At 52.3% G+C, this 18,462-nt stretch carries 20 protein-coding genes; 10 read left to right on the top strand and 10 right to left on the bottom strand.

Annotated elements, in window-relative coordinates; translation table 11 throughout:
• The first annotated feature begins 3 nt into the window (after positions 1-3).
• The 3 genes from trpB to PanJK_RS06035 all read left to right on the top strand — a co-directional run bounded on the left by trpB (position 4) and on the right by PanJK_RS06035 (position 2,564).
• Positions 4-1,197: a tryptophan synthase subunit beta gene (trpB, locus tag PanJK_RS06045; protein ID WP_007892408.1), complete on the top strand. Its 1,194-nt coding sequence runs from the start codon at positions 4-6 to the stop codon at positions 1,195-1,197.
• Positions 1,197-2,000, top strand: coding sequence for a tryptophan synthase subunit alpha (gene trpA / locus PanJK_RS06040; protein WP_265298030.1), 804 nt, complete (start codon positions 1,197-1,199; stop codon positions 1,998-2,000). Before trpB ends, trpA begins: the two co-directional genes overlap by 1 nt.
• Positions 2,001-2,249: 249 nt before the next feature.
• Complete coding sequence (locus PanJK_RS06035) at positions 2,250-2,564, top strand: BON domain-containing protein (RefSeq protein ID WP_008106555.1); 315 nt, start codon at positions 2,250-2,252, stop codon at positions 2,562-2,564.
• Between the two features lie 46 nt (positions 2,565-2,610).
• On the opposite strand, the gene ompW is transcribed toward PanJK_RS06035, so the two are convergent.
• The gene (gene ompW / locus PanJK_RS06030; protein WP_008106557.1) at positions 2,611-3,243 is read right to left on the bottom strand and encodes an outer membrane protein OmpW; all 633 of its coding nucleotides are present in this window, start codon (positions 3,241-3,243) and stop codon (positions 2,611-2,613) included.
• Positions 3,244-3,488: 245 nt separating this feature from the next.
• Between ompW and PanJK_RS06025 the strand changes: the two genes are divergently transcribed.
• The 4 genes from PanJK_RS06025 to yciA are packed head-to-tail and all read left to right on the top strand — an operon-like array spanning position 3,489 to position 5,740.
• Entirely contained in the window at positions 3,489-3,905 is a 417-nt protein-coding gene (locus tag PanJK_RS06025) for a YkgJ family cysteine cluster protein (RefSeq protein WP_265298024.1), read from the top strand.
• Positions 3,906-3,932: 27 nt separating this feature from the next.
• On the top strand, positions 3,933-4,667 hold the full coding sequence (locus tag PanJK_RS06020; protein WP_265298021.1) for a YciC family protein: 735 nt from the start codon (positions 3,933-3,935) through the stop codon (positions 4,665-4,667).
• 59 nt (positions 4,668-4,726) lie between these two features.
• Entirely contained in the window at positions 4,727-5,266 is a 540-nt protein-coding gene (locus PanJK_RS06015) for a septation protein A (protein WP_008106564.1), read from the top strand.
• Between the two features lie 54 nt (positions 5,267-5,320).
• Positions 5,321-5,740 (top strand): acyl-CoA thioester hydrolase YciA, encoded by a 420-nt coding sequence (yciA, locus tag PanJK_RS06010; RefSeq protein WP_007892397.1) that lies wholly within the window; start codon positions 5,321-5,323, stop codon positions 5,738-5,740.
• A 54-nt stretch (positions 5,741-5,794) separates the two neighbouring features.
• Here yciA and tonB read toward each other — a convergent pair whose 3' ends face one another.
• Positions 5,795-6,523, bottom strand: coding sequence for a TonB system transport protein TonB (gene tonB / locus PanJK_RS06005; protein ID WP_265298019.1), 729 nt, complete (start codon positions 6,521-6,523; stop codon positions 5,795-5,797).
• A 204-nt stretch (positions 6,524-6,727) separates the two neighbouring features.
• On the opposite strand from tonB, the gene PanJK_RS06000 reads away from it, so the two are divergent.
• The gene (locus tag PanJK_RS06000) at positions 6,728-7,024 is read left to right on the top strand and encodes a YciI family protein (RefSeq protein WP_008106569.1); all 297 of its coding nucleotides are present in this window, start codon (positions 6,728-6,730) and stop codon (positions 7,022-7,024) included.
• 190 nt (positions 7,025-7,214) lie between these two features.
• On the opposite strand, the gene PanJK_RS05995 is transcribed toward PanJK_RS06000, so the two are convergent.
• Complete coding sequence (locus PanJK_RS05995; RefSeq protein WP_007892390.1) at positions 7,215-7,388, bottom strand: YciY family protein; 174 nt, start codon at positions 7,386-7,388, stop codon at positions 7,215-7,217.
• Between the two features lie 162 nt (positions 7,389-7,550).
• Here PanJK_RS05995 and cls point away from each other — a divergent pair, with 162 nt between their 5' ends.
• Positions 7,551-9,011: a cardiolipin synthase gene (gene cls, locus PanJK_RS05990; RefSeq protein ID WP_265298015.1), complete on the top strand. Its 1,461-nt coding sequence runs from the start codon at positions 7,551-7,553 to the stop codon at positions 9,009-9,011.
• A gap of 37 nt (positions 9,012-9,048) precedes the next feature.
• Positions 9,049-9,378: an HI1450 family dsDNA-mimic protein gene (locus tag PanJK_RS05985; protein ID WP_196761379.1), complete on the top strand. Its 330-nt coding sequence runs from the start codon at positions 9,049-9,051 to the stop codon at positions 9,376-9,378.
• Positions 9,379-9,421: 43 nt separating this feature from the next.
• On the opposite strand, the gene oppF is transcribed toward PanJK_RS05985, so the two are convergent.
• From oppF to PanJK_RS05950, 7 genes are all read right to left on the bottom strand, one after another.
• Positions 9,422-10,426 carry a murein tripeptide/oligopeptide ABC transporter ATP binding protein OppF gene (gene oppF / locus PanJK_RS05980; protein ID WP_265298012.1) on the bottom strand — a complete coding sequence of 335 codons (1,005 nt, stop codon included), beginning with the start codon at positions 10,424-10,426 and terminating at the stop codon, positions 9,422-9,424.
• The gene (locus PanJK_RS05975; RefSeq protein ID WP_061718771.1) at positions 10,423-11,442 is read right to left on the bottom strand and encodes an ABC transporter ATP-binding protein; all 1,020 of its coding nucleotides are present in this window, start codon (positions 11,440-11,442) and stop codon (positions 10,423-10,425) included. Before PanJK_RS05975 ends, oppF begins: the two co-directional genes overlap by 4 nt.
• Positions 11,443-11,453: 11 nt before the next feature.
• Positions 11,454-12,362, bottom strand: a complete 909-nt coding sequence (gene oppC, locus PanJK_RS05970; RefSeq protein WP_008106577.1) for an oligopeptide ABC transporter permease OppC — start codon at positions 12,360-12,362, stop codon at positions 11,454-11,456.
• Positions 12,363-12,377: 15 nt separating this feature from the next.
• On the bottom strand, positions 12,378-13,298 hold the full coding sequence (oppB, locus tag PanJK_RS05965) for an oligopeptide ABC transporter permease OppB (RefSeq protein ID WP_007892378.1): 921 nt from the start codon (positions 13,296-13,298) through the stop codon (positions 12,378-12,380).
• 80 nt (positions 13,299-13,378) lie between these two features.
• Entirely contained in the window at positions 13,379-15,019 is a 1,641-nt protein-coding gene (oppA, locus tag PanJK_RS05960) for an oligopeptide ABC transporter substrate-binding protein OppA (protein ID WP_008106580.1), read from the bottom strand.
• A 159-nt stretch (positions 15,020-15,178) separates the two neighbouring features.
• Entirely contained in the window at positions 15,179-16,813 is a 1,635-nt protein-coding gene (locus PanJK_RS05955; protein ID WP_265298004.1) for an ABC transporter substrate-binding protein, read from the bottom strand.
• Positions 16,814-17,386: 573 nt separating this feature from the next.
• Positions 17,387-18,034 (bottom strand): YchE family NAAT transporter, encoded by a 648-nt coding sequence (locus PanJK_RS05950; protein ID WP_256696574.1) that lies wholly within the window; start codon positions 18,032-18,034, stop codon positions 17,387-17,389.
• Between the last annotated feature and the right edge of the window lie 428 nt (positions 18,035-18,462).

Here is an 18,462-nt window from a genome sequence, read left to right as displayed (position 1 = left end):
AAAATGACCACGTTATTAAATCCCTATTTTGGCGAGTTTGGCGGCCAATATGTGCCGCAAATCCTGATGCCAGCCTTGCGCCAGCTGGAAAATGCGTTTGTTGAAGCGCAGCGCGATCCCGAGTTTCAGGCCGAATTTACTGACCTGCTGAAAAACTACGCTGGACGCCCAACGGCGTTGACGCTGTGCAGCAACCTGACCAAAGGTACCAAAACCCGCCTTTATCTGAAGCGTGAAGATTTGCTGCACGGTGGCGCGCACAAAACCAACCAGGTGCTGGGTCAGGCGCTGTTGGCTAAGCGTATGGGTAAAAACGAGATCATCGCGGAAACCGGCGCTGGTCAGCACGGCGTGGCGTCAGCGTTAGCCTGTGCCCTGTTGGGTATGAAGTGCCGCATCTATATGGGCGCGAAAGATGTTGAACGTCAGTCGCCAAATGTGTTCCGTATGCGTTTGATGGGCGCGGAAGTGATTCCAGTGCATAGCGGTTCAGCTACGCTGAAAGATGCCTGTAACGAGGCGCTGCGCGACTGGTCTGGCAGCTATGAAACCGCGCACTACATGCTCGGCACCGCCGCAGGCCCGCACCCGTTCCCGACGATCGTACGCGAATTCCAGCGCATGATTGGCGAAGAGACCAAAGCTCAGATTCTTGAGCGCGAAGGTCGTCTGCCCGATGCGGTGTTAGCCTGCGTGGGCGGTGGTTCGAACGCGATCGGCATGTTCGCTGATTTCATCGAAGAAGAAAGCGTTGGCCTGATCGGCGTTGAACCGGCGGGTCACGGTATCGAAACCGGTGAACACGGTGCGCCGCTCAAGCACGGTCGTGTCGGGATCTACTTCGGCATGAAAGCGCCGATGATGCAGACCGAAGAGGGTCAGATTGAAGAATCCTACTCTATCTCTGCGGGACTGGACTTCCCATCGGTGGGACCTCAGCATGCGCATCTGAACAGCATCGGCCGCGCGGAATATGTGTCGATCACCGATGATGAAGCGCTCAGCGCCTTTAAAGAGCTGTGTCGTGCTGAAGGGATTATTCCTGCACTCGAATCCTCACACGCGCTGGCACATGCGCTGAAAATGATCCGCGAGAATCCGGAAAAAGAGCAGTTGCTGGTGGTTAACCTTTCCGGGCGCGGCGATAAAGACATCTTCACCGTTCACGATATTTTGAAAGCCAAGGGAGAGATCTGATGGAACGTTATAATCAGCTGTTTCAACGTCTGTCGGCGCAGAAAGAAGGCGCGTTTGTCCCCTTCGTTACCCTCGGCGATCCGTCACCTGAACTGTCGCTGAAAATTATCGATACTTTGGTGGAAGGCGGTGCGGACGCGTTAGAGCTCGGTATTCCGTTCTCGGATCCGCTGGCCGATGGCCCAACCATTCAGGGCGCGACGCTGCGTGCCTTTGCTTCCGGCACCACCGTGGCGCAGTGCTTTGAAATTCTGGCCACCGTACGCCAGAAATATCCCGACCTGCCGATTGGTTTGCTGATGTATGCCAATCTGGTGTTCAGCAAAGGTATCGATAACTTTTATGCGCAGTGTGAAGCGGTGGGCGTCGATTCCGTGCTGGTAGCTGATGTGCCGCTCGAAGAGTCTGCGCCGTTCCGTCAGGCTGCGATGCGCCATAATGTGGCACCGATCTTTATCTGTCCGCCAAATGCCGACGATGAATTGCTGCGCGAGATTGCTGCGCACGGTCGCGGTTACACTTATCTGCTGTCACGCGCAGGCGTCACCGGTTCAGAAAATCGAGCCAGCCTGCCGCTGAATCACCTGATCGAAAAACTGCGTGAGTTTAACGCTGCGCCACCGCTGCAGGGCTTTGGTATCTCTGAGCCTGGCCAGGTGAAAGAAGCGATCGCTGCGGGTGCGGCGGGCGCCATTTCCGGTTCGGCGATTGTGAAAGTCATTGAACGTAACCAGAATGATCCGGCAACGCTGCTCAGCGAGCTGAAAGCCTTTGTGAGCAGCCTGAAAGCGGCCACTCGCTAAAATCCTTCATGGCCTTATTCCCGCGTGGATAAGGCCTTTTTACCGACATAAACCTCCCCCCTGCTCATTTTCTCGGCCACTCTCAGCTTTTCATACCCAACTAAAACTGGGATTGGATCAATAAGTGGCAAAAATTCCCTATTTCTCACTTTTTTGCACCCGCCGATTTGCCGATTTCGCATCGCCAGACCACAATTAACTGCGCCGCCCCATTGCGGCGAAACATCATCTAAGACAGGGAGATAACCAATGAATTTTTTCAAAGTCGTTGCAGGATTTATGATGGCTGCGGTAATGGCGCTGGCTCTTAGCGCGTGTGCACCCACAGCAACCAAAGAAGGCACTGGCGGTTACATCGACGATACCGTTGTGACCACCAAAGTTAAGGCTCAGCTATTGAATGACGAGTCGCTGAAATCGACCGAAATCAATGTTGAAACCTTTAAGGGTAAAGTTCAGCTGAGCGGTTTTGTCAGCTCACCGCAGATGGCAAATCGCGCAGTGGCCGTAACGCGTAGCGTGGCAGGCGTGAAATCTGTGGTTAACAATATGCAGATTAAATAACACAACGGGCGACCTTCGGGTCGCCCGCTTCATTTCTGGTTGCCGATTAGAATCGATATCCAGCACCAAAGAAGAACACCCACGGATCAATACGCGTGTTGATGTTTTGCTGCTCACCGCCAGCTTTGAATTTCACTTCGGTATCAATATCCATGTACCACAGCGATGCGTTCAGCATCCAGTCGCGGTTGATTTGATAATCCAGACCAACTTGTCCGGCCATGCCCCACGAGTCTTTCACGCTCAGGTCGCTTAAGCCGGCATCCTGTCCAGTCTGATTGAATTTAGCATCATAGAAGGTGGTGTAGTTGATACCCACGCCAACGTAGGGACGAACTTTGCTTTTGCTATCAAAGAAATAGTACTGCGCCATTAAGGTTGGCGGCAGCTGGCGCACGGTGGCCAGATTTCCGGTGGCGCCCAGTCCAACCTTATGACGAAACGGTGTGGCGGCCAGCAGCTCAACGCCGATGTTATCCGTCGCCATATAGGTAAAGGTTAAACCCAACTGCGTATCGTTGCTGACGTTAAAGCCGCCCATGCCCAGCACATTGTCAGAGCCTTCGGTCGGACGGACGGTGGCGCTACCCGCGCGCATAAAGAAATCACCGGCTTCATGAGCCAGAGCCAGTTGCGGAATTGCCAGCGCCATCAGCAGTGCGCATTTTGCCAGTTTCATAATCACTCCTTTGCCAAAAAAGATGGGTCTCAATGTTGAATGCGGCACAACATTTACCCCTTTTTTGGTAAAAGATCATCTGCATCAATCCAAATTAATCACTTAAAAAACAATGGATTGATTCAGATCAATTTTGTCCTTACACCGCGTAATAAAAGTCCGCTTGCGAAAATTTCTCGCCGTGATTAATTTACCTTTCCCCTATGTGATTTTGGTTCGATGCCTTGGGAGTGGCGGGCGATCAGATGAGCGATTCACTAAACCCTTGTATGACGTGTGGCGCATGTTGCGCGCACTTTCGTGTCTCTTTTTACTGGGCCGAAGCCGATGATGGCGCCGGTGCTGTTCCCGTTGAATTAACCGAACCGTTAACCCCGTTTATGCGCAATATGCGCGGCACCAACCAACGCCAGCCGCGCTGTATTGCGCTACAGGGCGACGTCGGCGGCTGCGTATCCTGCGGCATTTATCAGCAGCGCCCTTCGCCCTGTCGGGAGTTTTCGATGTCCGGCGAGAACGGTGAACAGAACGAAGCCTGCGATCGCGCCCGTGCTCGCTACGGTCTTCCTGCGCTTTTTCACCCTTCTTTACCTGTTATGACAGAAAGTTATCCCATTGCGGGTGCCAGCACGCCAGTAGAACATGTACAATCGCCGGGTTAATTAATCCGGTTCTTTCAAGGAGTTTACATGTCTATCACGGCAAGCTCGTTATACCGTGACACAGGAAATTTTTTGCGCCATCAGCTTGTTACTATTTTACTGCTGGCGCTGCTGACCTCGTTCATTACTGTGATCGTCGGCCACGCGTTAACGCCAGGTGAAGACCAGCTCTCGTTGTTGAGCCAGTCCGATGACAGCGCATCGTCGCTGTTTGAGCTGGTACAAAATATGTCTCCGGATCAGCAGCGTATTTTGCTGCGCGCTTCCGCTGCAGGCACGTTTGCTGCATTGATTGGTAATACGCTGCTGCTGGGTGGCATGCTATTCCTGATCCCAATGGTGTCGGGCGGACAACGCGTGAGCGCGCTGCGTGCTATGGGTGCGTCTGCGCCGATCCTGCCAAAGCTGCTGCTGCAGACCTTTCTGATCACCTTGCTGGTACAGCTGGGCTTTATGGTGCTGATGGTACCGGGCGTGATTCTGGCCATCCTGTTTTCGCTGGCGCCGGTGATTCTCGCTAATGAAAAGCTCGGCGTGATTGGCGCAATGCGCGCCAGTATGCGTCTCGCCTGGAAGAATATTAAGGTTATTGCACCGGCCATTGTGCTGTGGTTGCTGGCTAAAATTGTACTGATGTTCTTCTTTTCATCGCTGACCGTGCTGCCTGCCAACATCGCCTCCGTGGTGTTGAACGCGCTGGGTAATCTGGTCTCCGCTGCGCTGATTATCTATCTGTACCGGCTGTATATGCTGTTACGTTAATCGTTATGGCGCTCTTCCGGGCGCCATAGCTGAACGCTCCTGCTCTAATTGGAAACGCTATGAAGCAGTTACTCGATTTTCTTCCCCTGGTGGTTTTCTTCATCTTCTACAAGCTATACGACATCTTTGTCGCCTCTGGCGCTTTGATTGTTGCCACCGGTTTGGCGCTGGTCGTCAGTTGGGTGCTCTATCGCAAGCTGGAAAAGATGACCATTTTCACCTTTGTGTTGGTTGCGGTATTCGGCACGCTAACGCTGGTATTCCATAACGATGAATTCATCAAATGGAAAGTTACGGTTATTTATTCGCTATTTGCCGTTGCGCTTCTCTACAGCCAGTGGTTTATGAAGCAACCGCTGATCCAAACCATGTTGGGTAAAGAGTTACAACTGCCGTCAGGCGTGTGGCGCAATCTCAACATTGCCTGGGCAATTTTCTTCCTCGCCTGCGGCTTGGCGAATATTTATGTTGCGTTTTGGTTATCGCAGGAATTTTGGGTTAACTTTAAAGTGTTCGGTCTGACCGGCCTGACCCTACTCTTTACCCTGTTAAGCGGCGTGTATATCTGGCGACAGATGCCGCAACAAGAACAAAAATAATGCCACTCCGCCCGACAGCGTCGGGCTTCTCTTCACCTGCAGAAGAACTGAGCAATGGACGAAAAACATAAGTCGCCGCAAGGCGAGATGGTGTTGCGTACCCTGGCCATGCCAGCGGATACCAATGCCAACGGTGATATCTTTGGTGGCTGGTTGATGTCGCAGATGGATATGGGCGGCGCAATCAAGGCGAAAGAGATTGCCGAAGGACGTGTTGTTACCGTGCGCGTGGATGGAATGACGTTCCTTAAACCCGTTGCGGTTGGCGATGTGGTGAGCTGCTACGCACGCTGCATCCGCACCGGCAACAGTTCCATGACCATTAACGTCGAAGTGTGGATCAAGAAAGTGTCGTCCGAACCGATTGGACAGACTTACTGCGCAACCGAAGCGGTATTTGTCTACGTTGCCGTCGACAATACCGGGCAATCCCGCCCATTACCGCCCGGCAGAAGCAATTTAAGCGATCTGTAACACGAAAAAAGCGGTCATCTGACCGCTTTCTTTTTGCCTCTCAGCCACGAGTGCTTATTCGATATTGGCGCCACCATTGATGCGGAATACGATGTTCATGGTCAGATTCTTGCCCGGACGACCCGGCTGATAACGCCATTTCTTCATCGCCTGCTTCACTTCGCGCTCGAACATGTTGCGCGGTTCAGCCGACAAGATCTGAACGTTATCCACACGACCATCACTATCAACATCAAACTGCACGCGTACACGCCCCTCAACGCGCAGTGCGAACGCACGTGCCGGATAAGCAGGCTTGCTAACGTTCATCGCTTTCGGGCCATCAGAGATGCTTGGCGTTGCGGTTGGATTGGCTTTCGGCGCGGTGGTTGGACGCGTCTGCGTGGTTGGCGCGTCCTGCTTAAACGGATTTTCCTGCGGCTTCACTTCCTGACGCGGTTTCGGCTCAACCTTCTTTTCCACCTTTGGCTTTGGTTTAGGTTTTGGCTTCGGCTTGGATTCTGGTTTAGGAATCGGCACCGGCTCAACCTTTGGCGGCTCTGGCGCTACTTCAGGTTCTGGCTCAGGCTCGGGAGGTGGCGGCGTAACCTGGGCAGGTGCAGGTTCGGGTTGCACTTCAGGCGCCACCAGCGAAACGCTGATAGGCTGCGACGCTTTTGGAACTTCAATGACCTGATGAAACGATGCATAGAGAATGCCAGCGATCAACGAACCGTGAAGTACCACGGATAAAATTACAGCAATGGGGGTACGTGCAGGTAAAGGCGTAGTCAACGTGGTCATATCATTCATGTTCATTGAGTGAAGCGCAGATTTTAAATGCAAATAGCAATCAGTTTCAATAAGCGATGTAAATGTGGCTGCAGAAAGGCCTTTTTTAACCCTGATTGCGCTGAATGACAGCGTATTTATCTTTCGTTTGCACTCTGATTAACGATCACTTAACGTGTCACGCAATTTCGGCAAGTCTAACGGGAGTATCCCATCGTGCTTTACGTCATTTATGCGGAAGATACCGCTGATTCACTGGAAAAACGCAACTCGGTACGTCCCGCGCATCTTGCTCGTTTACAGCTGTTGCAAGATGAAGGTCGTCTGATTGCTGCGGGTCCGCTGCCAGCGGTTGACAGCAACGATCCAGGCCCGGCCGGTTTCAGCGGTTCCGTGATCATCGCCGAATTCTCTTCACTGGAAGTCGCTGAATCATGGGCCAAGGACGATCCCTACATTGCCGCAGGCGTGTATGAGAAAGTCGCGGTCAAACCGTTCAAACGTGTTTTCTAATCTATGTGGCAGTCAGTTTTACTGCTGGTGATAGCTTTCGCTCTCATCGGCAGAGCACTTTGGCTATGGCGTCAGCAAGGCTGGCGCAACGCTCGGCAGCACATTGTGATGTTAATTGTGCTGGCAGCGGCAGTAGAGATGGTCAATGTCATTCGGGTGCTACGCGGCGCATAGTGGCCGCGTAAGCCCATCAGACCATTTGCGAGATAAACAGGATGGAGCGGCGATGCTGCTGCGCCACCTGATGACGAATGGTGTGGATGCGTTTATAACGACGCGACTGCCCTTCCAGCCAGCGAGAACGACGACGATGTACCTGACGTAACATTCTCCAGCGCGCCACTTCATTTTTGCTGCGTCTCATCACATCCTCTCAGACAGGCTAAACTCGGCAGGCATTATAAAGATCTGTTGGGAAATACCAAATCGAAAGCTTCATCGAAACGTCATTTACGATTAAAGGTTTCACTGCCTGTGATCAGCACGTAAACTTTGCACAACAAAGCGCGAACAGGATGTCCACTTAATGACCACATTTTATACCCTCATCAGTTGGTTGCTGCTGTTTGGTTACTGGCTGCTGATTGCGGGTGTCACGCTACGTATTCTGATGAAACGCCGCGCAGTCACCTCCGCAATGGCCTGGCTGCTGATCATCTACATTCTGCCGCTGGTGGGTATAATCGCCTATCTCTCCTTCGGTGAGCTGCATTTAGGTAAACGGCGTGCCGAGCGCGCGCGCACCATGTGGCCTTCTACCGCCAAATGGCTCAACGAGCTCAAACAGTGTCGGCATATCTTTGCCACCGAACACAGTGACGTGGCGCGTTCCCTGTTTGATTTGTGCCGCCATCGTCAGGGCATCGCGGGCGTGAAAGGTAATCAGCTGCAGTTGCTGACCAGCTCCGACGACGTGATGCACGCGCTGATTCGCGATATCCAGCTGGCGCGTCACAACATCGAGATGGTGTTCTATATCTGGCATCCCGGCGGGCTGGCAGATGAAGTGGCGGAATCGTTGATGGCCGCGTCGCGTCGCGGTGTGCATTGCCGCTTGATGCTGGATTCAGCGGGCAGCGTGACCTTCTTCCGCAGTCCGTGGGTCAATATGATGCGCAACGCTGGCATCGACGTGGTTGAAGCGTTGCAGGTAAGCCTGCTGCGTGTGTTCCTGCGTCGCATGGACCTACGTCAGCATCGCAAAGTGGTGCTGATCGATAACTACATCGCCTATACAGGCAGCATGAACCTGGTCGATCCACGCTTCTTTAAGCAGGACGCGGGCGTGGGCCAGTGGATTGATCTCATGGCGCGCATGGAAGGTCCAGTGGCAACCACCATGGGCATTGTGTATGCCTGCGACTGGGAGATTGAAACCGGTAAACGCATTCTGCCGCCCGCGCCAGATGCCAATGTGATGCCCTTCGAACAGGAGAGCGGTCATACCATTCAGGTAATCGCTTCTGGCCCTGGTTTCCCGGAAGATATGATCCATCAGGCATTGCTCACGGCGGTTTACTCCGCGCGTAAGCAACTGATCATGACCACGCCCTACTTTGTGCCGAGCGATGACCTGCTGCACGCCATCTGTACCGCGGCGTTACGCGGGGTGGAAGTGAGCATCATTGTGCCGCGCCACAATGATTCGTTGCTGGTAGGCTGGGCAAGTCGCGCCTTCTTTACCGAGTTGCTGGAAGCGGGCGTAAAGATTTACCAGTTTGAAGATGGCTTGTTGCATACCAAAAGTGTGCTGGTCGACGGACAACTGAGTTTAGTCGGTACCGTTAATCTGGATATGCGCAGCCTGTGGCTTAATTTTGAGATCACATTGGTGGTTGATGATGATGGCTTTGGCAGCGATCTCGCTACCGTGCAGGACGATTACATCGCGCGCTCACGCTTACTGGATGGCGCTCGCTGGGCTAAACGTGCCTGGTGGCAACGCATCGTTGAACGACTGTTTTACTTCTTTAGTCCTTTACTGTAAAACGAGCGAAAATATTACCGCCTCAGGGCAAGCAGGAATGACCATGGATTTAAATAATCGCCTTACTGAAGATGAAACGCTGGAACAGGCTTACGATATTTTTCTTGAGCTGGCTGGCGACAATCTCGATCCCGCTGACATTATTCTGTTCAATCTGCAGTTTGAAGAGCGCGGTGGCGCGGAACTGTTCGATCCTGCGGAAGACTGGCAGGAACATGTTGATTTCGATCTCAACCCAGACTTCTTCGCAGAAGTGGTGATTGGCTTAGGTGAAGCCGACGGCGAGCCGATCACTGATGTGTTCGCACGCGTCCTGCTTTGCCGCGAGAAAGATCACAAACTCTGCCACATCCTGTGGCGCGAGTAAGCGACAGACAAAAAAACGCCGGGCAATCGCCCGGCGTTTTCATTTACATCGGATCGACTTTTAAACAAGACACCGCATGACGGAAGCTCCCTTCCAGCAGCGGCCGGGTTTTAGCACACTCTGGTCCGGCAATCGGGCAACGCGTACGGAATACGCAACCTGATGGCGGATTGATCGGTGATGGCAGCTCCCCTTCCAGCAGCTGGATTTGCTTGTTTTTCTCCAGATCCGGATCGGGAATCGGCACCGCAGACATCAGCGCGCGGGTGTACGGATGCTGCGGATTGTTGTACACCGCATCGTAAGTACCCAGCTCGACCGCATGACCTAGATACATCACCAGCACGCGATCGGAGATGTGTTTGACCACCGCCAAATCGTGCGCGATAAAGATCAGTGACAAGCCCATTTCTCGCTGCAATTTCTGCAACAGATTGACGACCTGCGCCTGAATCGACACGTCGAGCGCCGATACCGGTTCATCACAGATAATCAGCTTCGGCTCCAGAATCAGCGCACGCGCAATACCAATACGCTGACACTGGCCGCCCGAGAACTCATGCGGATAGCGGTTGATGAGGTTAGGTAACAACCCAACCTTCATCATCATGCTTTTGACCTTATCCTTCACTTCCTGGCGTGGCATCTTCGGATAATAGGTGCGCAGCGGTTCGGCAATGATATCGCCAATGGTCATGCGCGGGTTAAGCGATGCCAGCGGATCCTGGAAGATCATCTGGATATCGCTGCGCGCCTGACGCCACTGCTCCTGGCTTTGCCCCAGCAGATCGCGCCCTAACCAGGCGACGCGCCCTTCCGTGGCTTTCACCAGGCCAATGATGGCGCGGGCCAGCGTCGATTTACCGCAGCCCGACTCACCAACGACACCCAACGTTTCACCTTCGTACAAACGCAGGCTGACGCCGTCGACCGCTTTCAGCGTGTGCGGTGGCTGCCAAAACCACTGTTTGCCATCCTTAATCTCGAAATGCACCTTAAGATCGGCAATCTCCAGCAGGACTTTTTTCTCTTCGACTACGGTGCTCATACTAATTCCTCCACCGGCTTGAAGCAGGCACGCAAGCGCCCTTCAGCGAAAGGCTCCAGCGGCGGTGCCTTGGCGCAAATGTCCATGGCGTAAGCGCATCGAGGCTGGAACGGACAGCCTTGCGGCAAGCGCAGCAGGTTTGGCGGATTGCCCGGAATAGTGGTCAGCGACTCGCCCTCTTCAGCGTCCAGTCGCGGCACCGCACTCAGCAAGCCAATCGAGTACGGATGTGCAGGATGATAGAACACATCGCGGGCACGGCCATATTCCATAGTGCGACCGGCGTACATCACCAGCACTTTGTCACAGATACCCGCCACCACGCCGAGATCGTGGGTAATCATCACAATCGCGGTATTGAACTCGCGCTTCAACTCATTCAACAGCGTCATGATCTGCGCCTGTACGGTGACGTCGAGGGCTGTGGTCGGCTCATCGGCAATCAGCAGCTTAGGTCGACACAGCAGCGCCATCGCAATCATCACACGCTGGCGCATGCCGCCAGAGAATTCATGTGGGAACATCTTCATGCGCTTACGCGCTTCCGGCATTTTCACGGCGTCCAGCATGCGTACCGACTCTTCAAACGCCTGGGCGCTGTTCATGCCTTTATGCAGTTTCAGCACTTCCATTAACTGCTCGCCGACGCGCATATACGGATTCAGCGACGTCATCGGGTCCTGGAAGATCATCGCGATCTGCTCAGCACGCAGTTTGTTCAGCTTGTTTTCTGGCAGATTGAGAATCTCTGCGCCGTTGAATTTTGCTGAACCGCCAATGCGCCCATTTTTTGCCAGCAGCCCCATCAAGGCAAACGCGGTTTGCGATTTCCCCGAGCCGGACTCGCCAACAATGCCCAGCGTTTCACCTGCATGCAGTGAAAAGTTGAGGTCGTTCACAGCGGTAACATCGCCATCGTGGGTGCTGAAGGTGACGCGCAGATCTTTTACATCCAGCAGCAGGTTATTGTTTCCCGCACGTGCAGCCATGGCTGGCTGAAATTCATGAATGGTCATCGGGAAACTCCTTAACGATCTTTCGGGTCGAGGGCATCACGCAAGCCATCGCCGATAAAGTTAAAACAGAACAGCGTGACCACGAGGAAACCGGCCGGGAACATCAGTAACCACGGCGACACTTCCATCGAGTTGGCGCCATCGCTCAGCAACGCGCCCCAACTGCTCAGGGGTTCCTGTGTGCCGAGGCCAAGGAAGCTAAGGAAGGATTCGAACAGGATCATGCTCGGCACCAGCAAAGAGGCATATACCACCACCACGCCCAACACGTTCGGCACAATGTGGCGCAATACGATTTTGAAGGTGCTGACACCGCCGACCTGCGCCGCTTCGATGAACTCTTTGCGCTTCAGGCCCAGCGTCTGCCCGCGCACGATACGCGCCATATCCAGCCACGACACCATTCCGATCGCCACAAAGATCAACAGAATGTTGCGACCAAAGAAGGTCACCAGCAGGATGACGAAGAACATGAACGGGAAGGAGTTGAGAATCTCCAGAATACGCATCATCACCGAGTCGATTTTACCGCCCAGATAACCCGCCAATGAGCCATACAACGTGCCCACCAGCACCGCGATCAGCGCAGAGGCGATGCCCACCATCAGCGAGATACGGCCACCAATCGCAACGCGCACCAGCAGATCACGGCCCGAGGAATCGGTGCCAAACCAGTGACCGGAAACGGTATCCGGCGCGGCAGACATCATCGCCCAGTCGGTGTCGTCATATTTAAATTGCGACAACATTGGGGCGAACACCACGAACAGCGTGATCACCAGCAGCACCAGCAGGCTGATAAACGCCGCGCGGTTGTGAATAAAGCGGCGACGCGCATCCTGCCAGAGGCTGCGCCCTTCGACTTCCAGTTTTTCACTGAAGGCATCCAGAGCTTCGCTGTTTTTCTTACTTAACATCATGGGCGAGCTCCACAATCAGTAACGGATTTTCGGATCGATTACGGCGTACAGCACATCAACGATCGCGTTAAACAGAATGGTCAGCACGCCAACCAGAATGGTCAGGCTCATCACCAGCGAGTAGTCACGGTTCAATGCCCCGTTGACGAACAACTGGCCGATGCCCGGTAAACCATAGATGGATTCAATCACCATGGAACCGGTAATGATGCCGACAAACGCCGGTCCCATATAGGAAAGCACCGGCAACATAGCAGGCTTCAGCGCGTGACGCAGCACGATACGGCGCAATGGCAGACCTTTGGCGCGCGCGGTACGGATGAAGTTTGAGTGCATCACTTCAATCATCGAACCACGGGTAATACGCGCGATGCTGGCGATATAGGCCAGCGAGAGCGCCACCATCGGCAGCAACATGTAATTCCATTGGCCGCCGTTCCAGCCGCCGCCTGGCAGCCAGCGTAAGGTAATCGCGAATACCAGCACCAGTAACGGTGCTACGACAAAGCTGGGGATCACCACGCCGGTCATCGCGACCCCCATCACGGCATAATCCCACAAACTGTTCTGCTTTAGGGCGGCGATCACGCCGGCCGTTACGCCCAATACCACGGCAAGGAAGAATGCCGCCAGACCAAGTTTGGCTGATACCGGGAAGGCGTGGCCGACCAGATAATTGACCGAGTAATCTTTGTATTTAAACGAGGGACCAAAGTCGCCATGTGCCAACTGCACCAGATAGCTCAGATACTGTTTGCCAATCGGATCGTTGAGATGGTACTTCGCTTCAATATTCGCCATCACTTCTGGCGACAGAACACGTTCGCCGGTAAATGGACTGCCGGGTGCCAGTCGCATCATAAAGAAAGAGATGGTGATGAGGATAAACAGCGTCGGGATGGCTTCAAGGAGCCGACGCAGGATGAATTTTAACATTGCCGTACCTACCAGGCTGTTGCTTCACAAAGTAAAAAGGCGGTGCCGCAGCACCGCCACTATCGATAGCCTGAGTGCTATTAATGTTTAATGATATACAGGTTTTTATCGACGGTTTTATCCAGCGGATCGTTGCCGGTATAACCGCCCACGTAAGGTTTCACCAAACGCGCATTGACGTAGTAGTAAACCGGCACAATGGTGCTGTCTTTATCCAGAATCTGCTCAGCTTTCTGATAATCCGCTACGCGCGCTTTATCGTCTGTGGCTTTAACCGCATCGTGGATAACTTTATCGAAGTCAGCGCTCTTGTAATGCGAGGTGTTACTGCTGCTGTCAGACAGCATGATGTTCAGGAATGAAGTCGGTTCGTTGTAATCCGCACACCATGCCGCACGAGAGACATCAAAGTTGCCCTGATGACGCGTATCCAGGAAGGTTTTCCACTCCTGGTTTTCCAGCTTGATGTTGACGCCGATGTTTTTCTTCCAGATAGAAGAGGCAGCGATAGCCAGTTTCTTGTGCAGATCGGAGGTGTTGTACAGCAGATTGAAGGTCAGCGGTTTATCTGCGGTGTAACCCGCTTCAGCCAACAGCTTTTTCGCTTCTTCGTTACGCTTGTTCTGATCCCACTTGAACCAATCCGGCGGCAGCAGTTCCATGCCATCGGTGGCTGGCGGGGTGAAGCTGTAAGCCGGTTGCTGACCTTGTGCCAGAACCTTGTTCACCATGATGTCGCGATCCAGACCGAGTTTCAGCGCGGTACGGACGCGTGGATCGGTGAATGGCGCTTTCTGGTTGTTAATTTCGTAGTAATAGGTGCACAAATATGGCTTCACCATCAACTCTTTGCCGTTATCACGCTGCAGTTTTTTGAACAGCTCGATTGGCATGTTGTTGTAGGTGATATCGCTGCCGTTCTCAGAGAAGTAACGGTTAACGTCGCTGACTTCAGAGTTGATTGGCAGGAAGGTAACTTTGTTCAGAACGGTGTGCTCGTTATCCCAATACTGCGTGTTACGCACCAACGTTACGCGTTCGTTGATCACGTGGGATTCAAGTTTGAATGCGCCGTTGCCGACCCAGTTCTGCGGTTGGGTCCACTGATCGCCAAATTTGTCGATAGCAGGCTTATACACCGGAGACATCACGGAGTTGATCAACAGCTTATAGAAGTACGGTACGGGCTCGCTCAGCGTCACTTCCAGCGTGTGATCGTCGATGGCTTTTACACCCAGCTCGGAAGTTGGCTTTTTACCGGCGATGATGTCGTCAACGTTGACGATGTGACCGTATTGCGGATAGCTGGCGTATGGAGATGCGGTTTTCGGATCGACCAGGCGCTGCCAGCTGTAAACGAAATCTTGCGCGGTGACCGGTTCACCGTTGGACCATTTAGCGTTCTTACGCAGGTGGAAAGTCCAGACTTTGAAATCTTTGTTTTCCCAGCTTTCCGCCACGCCCGGAACCGGTTTGCCATCGCTGTCGCTGGTGATCAAACCTTCATACAGGTCACGCGCGATGTTGTCTTCGGGAACACCTTCAATCTTGTGGGGATCCAGCGACTGTACTTCATCGCCGTTACCGCGAACCAGTTCCTGTTTTGCTGCCAATTCAACGCCTGCTGGCACTGTTGCGGCCAGCGCGGCATTCCCTGCCAGCGCGCCGATTGCTGCTAATACACCCGCTGCAATCAGGCTTTTTTTTGTGATGTTGTTCATTATTACGCTCCAGTTTTATTATCTTTACCGGGTCGATTTAACGCCCGGCGTACCCCGTTTCCAGGTGATCTTCGCGTGTCTGAACGAAGACCCTAATCACCCTTCAGGGTTTACCACGGTAAAGTGCCGCCCGACTGTAGCGCCGGATCGGTCCATTACTCAATGTTTCTTTATGTAATAGTATTTCAACGCCAGCATGTCCTGTGGATCTTTACCGGTAAAACCGCCCACCCAAGGTTTGACCAACCGCACGCTAACGCGGTAGTAGACCGGTACGATTGGCGAATCTTTATCAAGTTGCGCTTCAGCTTGCTGATAAAGAGCGGCGCGCTTTGCTTCATCTGAAGTGGTTAATGTTTGCTGCATTAACTGGTCAAACGCCGAACTTTGGTAAAACGCGGTATTATTTGATGAACCGCTCAAAAGCATATTCAGGAAGGTTGAGGGCTCGTTGTAATCTGCGCACCATGTCGCGCGTACCACGTCATACTGCGCCTGGTGACGCGTCTCCAGCAGCGTTTTCCACTCCTGATTCTGTAATGTCACCACCGCACCGAGATTTTTTTGCCACATCGAGGCCGCAGCAATCGCCTGTCGCTTGTTCTGTTCGGAGGTGTTGTACAACAGCGTAAAACGCAGCGGGTTTTGTTGATTAAAGCCGGCATCTGCCAGTAACTGCTTGGCGCTGGCATTACGCTCGGATTGCGTTTGTTGCGCCCAGGCCGGTGGGGAGAGCGTGATACCGTGGGTAAACGGCGGCGTCAATTCGTAGGCAGGAATTTGCCCCTGGCCCATGATCTTCTGCGCAATGATGTCGCGATCAAGGGTTAACTTCAGCGCGGCGCGTACTCGGACATCATCGAATGGCGCTTTTTTGTTGTTGATTTCGTAATAGAAGGTGCACAGCAGCGGACTGATTTTGACCTCATCGCCGAGATCCTGCTGTAACTTTTTAAACAGCTCCGGCGGCACCACACTGTTGGTCATATCGGTGCCACCGCTGCGATAACGGTTGATATCACTGTTCTCTGAAGAGAGCGGCAAGAACACGCCCTCTTCAATCACCGTGTGTGCATTATCCCAATACTGCGGATTGCGTTTCACCACGATTTTTTCATTCACCACCCAGTCCGACAGCGTAAAAGCGCCATTGCCAACATAGTGTTGCGGCTGCGTCCACTGCTCGCCCCACTGGTCTATCGCCGGACGATAGACCGGTTTCATCGCACTGTGGGCCAGCATAGCAACAAAATAGGGAACGGGTTCAGAAAGGGTGACTTGTAGATGACGATCGTCGAGGGCTTTAACCCCGAGTTCAGCCGGCGCAGCTTTACCAGACAGGATGGCATCAACGTTGGCGACATGGGCCGCCTGTAAATAGCTGGCGTAAGGGGAAGCAGTTTTGGGATCGGCCAGGCGCTGCCAACTGTAGACGAAATCCTGGGCGGTAACGGGCTGGCCATTACTCCAGCGCGCATCTTCTCGCAGCGTGAAAGTCCAGATGCGCCCTTCTTCGCTTTGCCACTGCTTAGCGACACCGGGGACAAGCTGACCGTTATTATCGGTTTCAACCAGACCTTCCAGCAAATTACGCATGACATTGGATTCTGGCACGCCCTCCGCTTTCTGCGGATCGAGCGTTGCCACCTCACTGCCATTATTAATCACGATCCGCTGTAATTCTGATAATTGAGTGCCTGCGGGAATTTGTGCTGCCTGGCTTGAGGCCATTGCGCCTGTGAGACATAAGGCAAGCACTGAACGTACGGCCGTTTTCGCTACCATGCATTTCATCAACAAATATCAACCTTAATCATAAGCCTGATAGCCTTTAAGCAAGAAGCGTACACATTTGTCGCTATCAGATAAAAAATTTGTGATGTGCCGAAAATTATCAGAACCGATGCCCGCACGCCAAAGCTAAACTGCAAAAATGTTAGCAGATTCTCTTTTATCACGTTCTGGTAGGGAGGAAAAGTGTTAATTATTAGGATGAAATAACGATTAACACACTGATTAATATAAATATAATTTCGTTATCGCATATATTTTATTCATTATTGTTATTAAGTTATAATTTTTATGAATACAACTGCAAAACCATCACATTCCAACATAATGATTTCATCATCAAGCTAAAGACTTTTCCGTAATGCTAATAAGAAAGAATTTTACAGAGTATTTATCTGTGATAATTATCACAATTTAATGTGAGTTACTGGATGCGTTTATCAGGATTAGTAGTAAAAGTGATGCGAAGGTTAATGCGTTAAGAAGGATGAATAAAATTACCAAAATGGTGCAATTAAGTCTAACGTTGCACCATTGTGGATCGCATTGCAGGTTAAGATTAAAAATTAAGGGCTACTAATTGAGTAATCCGGGGAAAATTGATTTCATGCCGGTGACAACAAACTCTATGCCCAATGCCATTAACAACAATCCCATGATACGAGTGATAACGTTGATCCCGGTTTGGCCAAGTACTCGCACCATTAATGGTGCAGCGCGAAACAGCAGCCAACAGCAAAACGCGAAAATTGCAATCGCGATACTAAAGCCAATTAGGTTCTGCCAACTGTGATAACGCGTACTCCAGACGATGGTTGAACTTATTGCGCCGGGACCGGCCATCAACGGTAAAGCCAGCGGTACCACACCAATACTTTCACGAATGGCGCTCTCTGACTTCTCCTGCTTGTTCTGCTTATCCTCACCCAGTTTTCCGCTGATCATCGACATCGCGATGGTGACGACCAGAATCCCACCGGCAATACGGAACGAATCTATCGAAATACCAAACAGATGCAGGATGCCATCACCAAGGAAAAGTGACGTCCACAGGATAATGGCGACGGCCAGGTTCGCGGTGAGGTTGGTTTTGTTGCGCTCAACCACACCCTGATAGCTGGTCATACTGATAAAGACCGGGATGATACCTACCGGATTTACCAGGGCAAACAAACCGACAAAAAACTTAATGTAGCCGGATAGATCAAGTAGTACGGGGTTCAAAGTGGGCTCCGGTAAAGTCTGAGTAGAAAAACGCGCTTAATGTAGTGCATAAGCCGGGCGGAAAACCAGAGGCGCCAACAGAAATTTATGCTGCCGGCAAAGCTTTAAGTCAGTTCTTTCAACTACTGTTAACGTTGGGTTATGGCAATGAAGCCAGCAGGTACCGCAGATGTGGCACATCACGCTAACTTTACTTGCAAAAGTTAGTGCTGAAAGGTGTCAGCTTGGATCAGGATTGATCTGTATCAAAATTTACCTACCCCATCAGGGGTAATCTTAACTCGTCTAAACAACTTCCTGACGCTCAAGCATCTTGACCAGGAAACCCTTTTAGTAAGCAAAGGCAAAACAGTCGCCAACCTGACCAAAATATAAGCATAGCGTGACTATACTTCTGGATTCAGGCTTGTTTACTAAAAGAGTTTAAC

The organism is Pantoea sp. JK (genome assembly GCF_026130245.1).
Classification (GTDB): Bacteria; Pseudomonadota; Gammaproteobacteria; order Enterobacterales; family Enterobacteriaceae; genus Pantoea; species Pantoea trifolii.
Note: the sequence above shows the minus strand (reverse complement) of the source record. Positions and strands in the feature narration are given on the sequence as shown.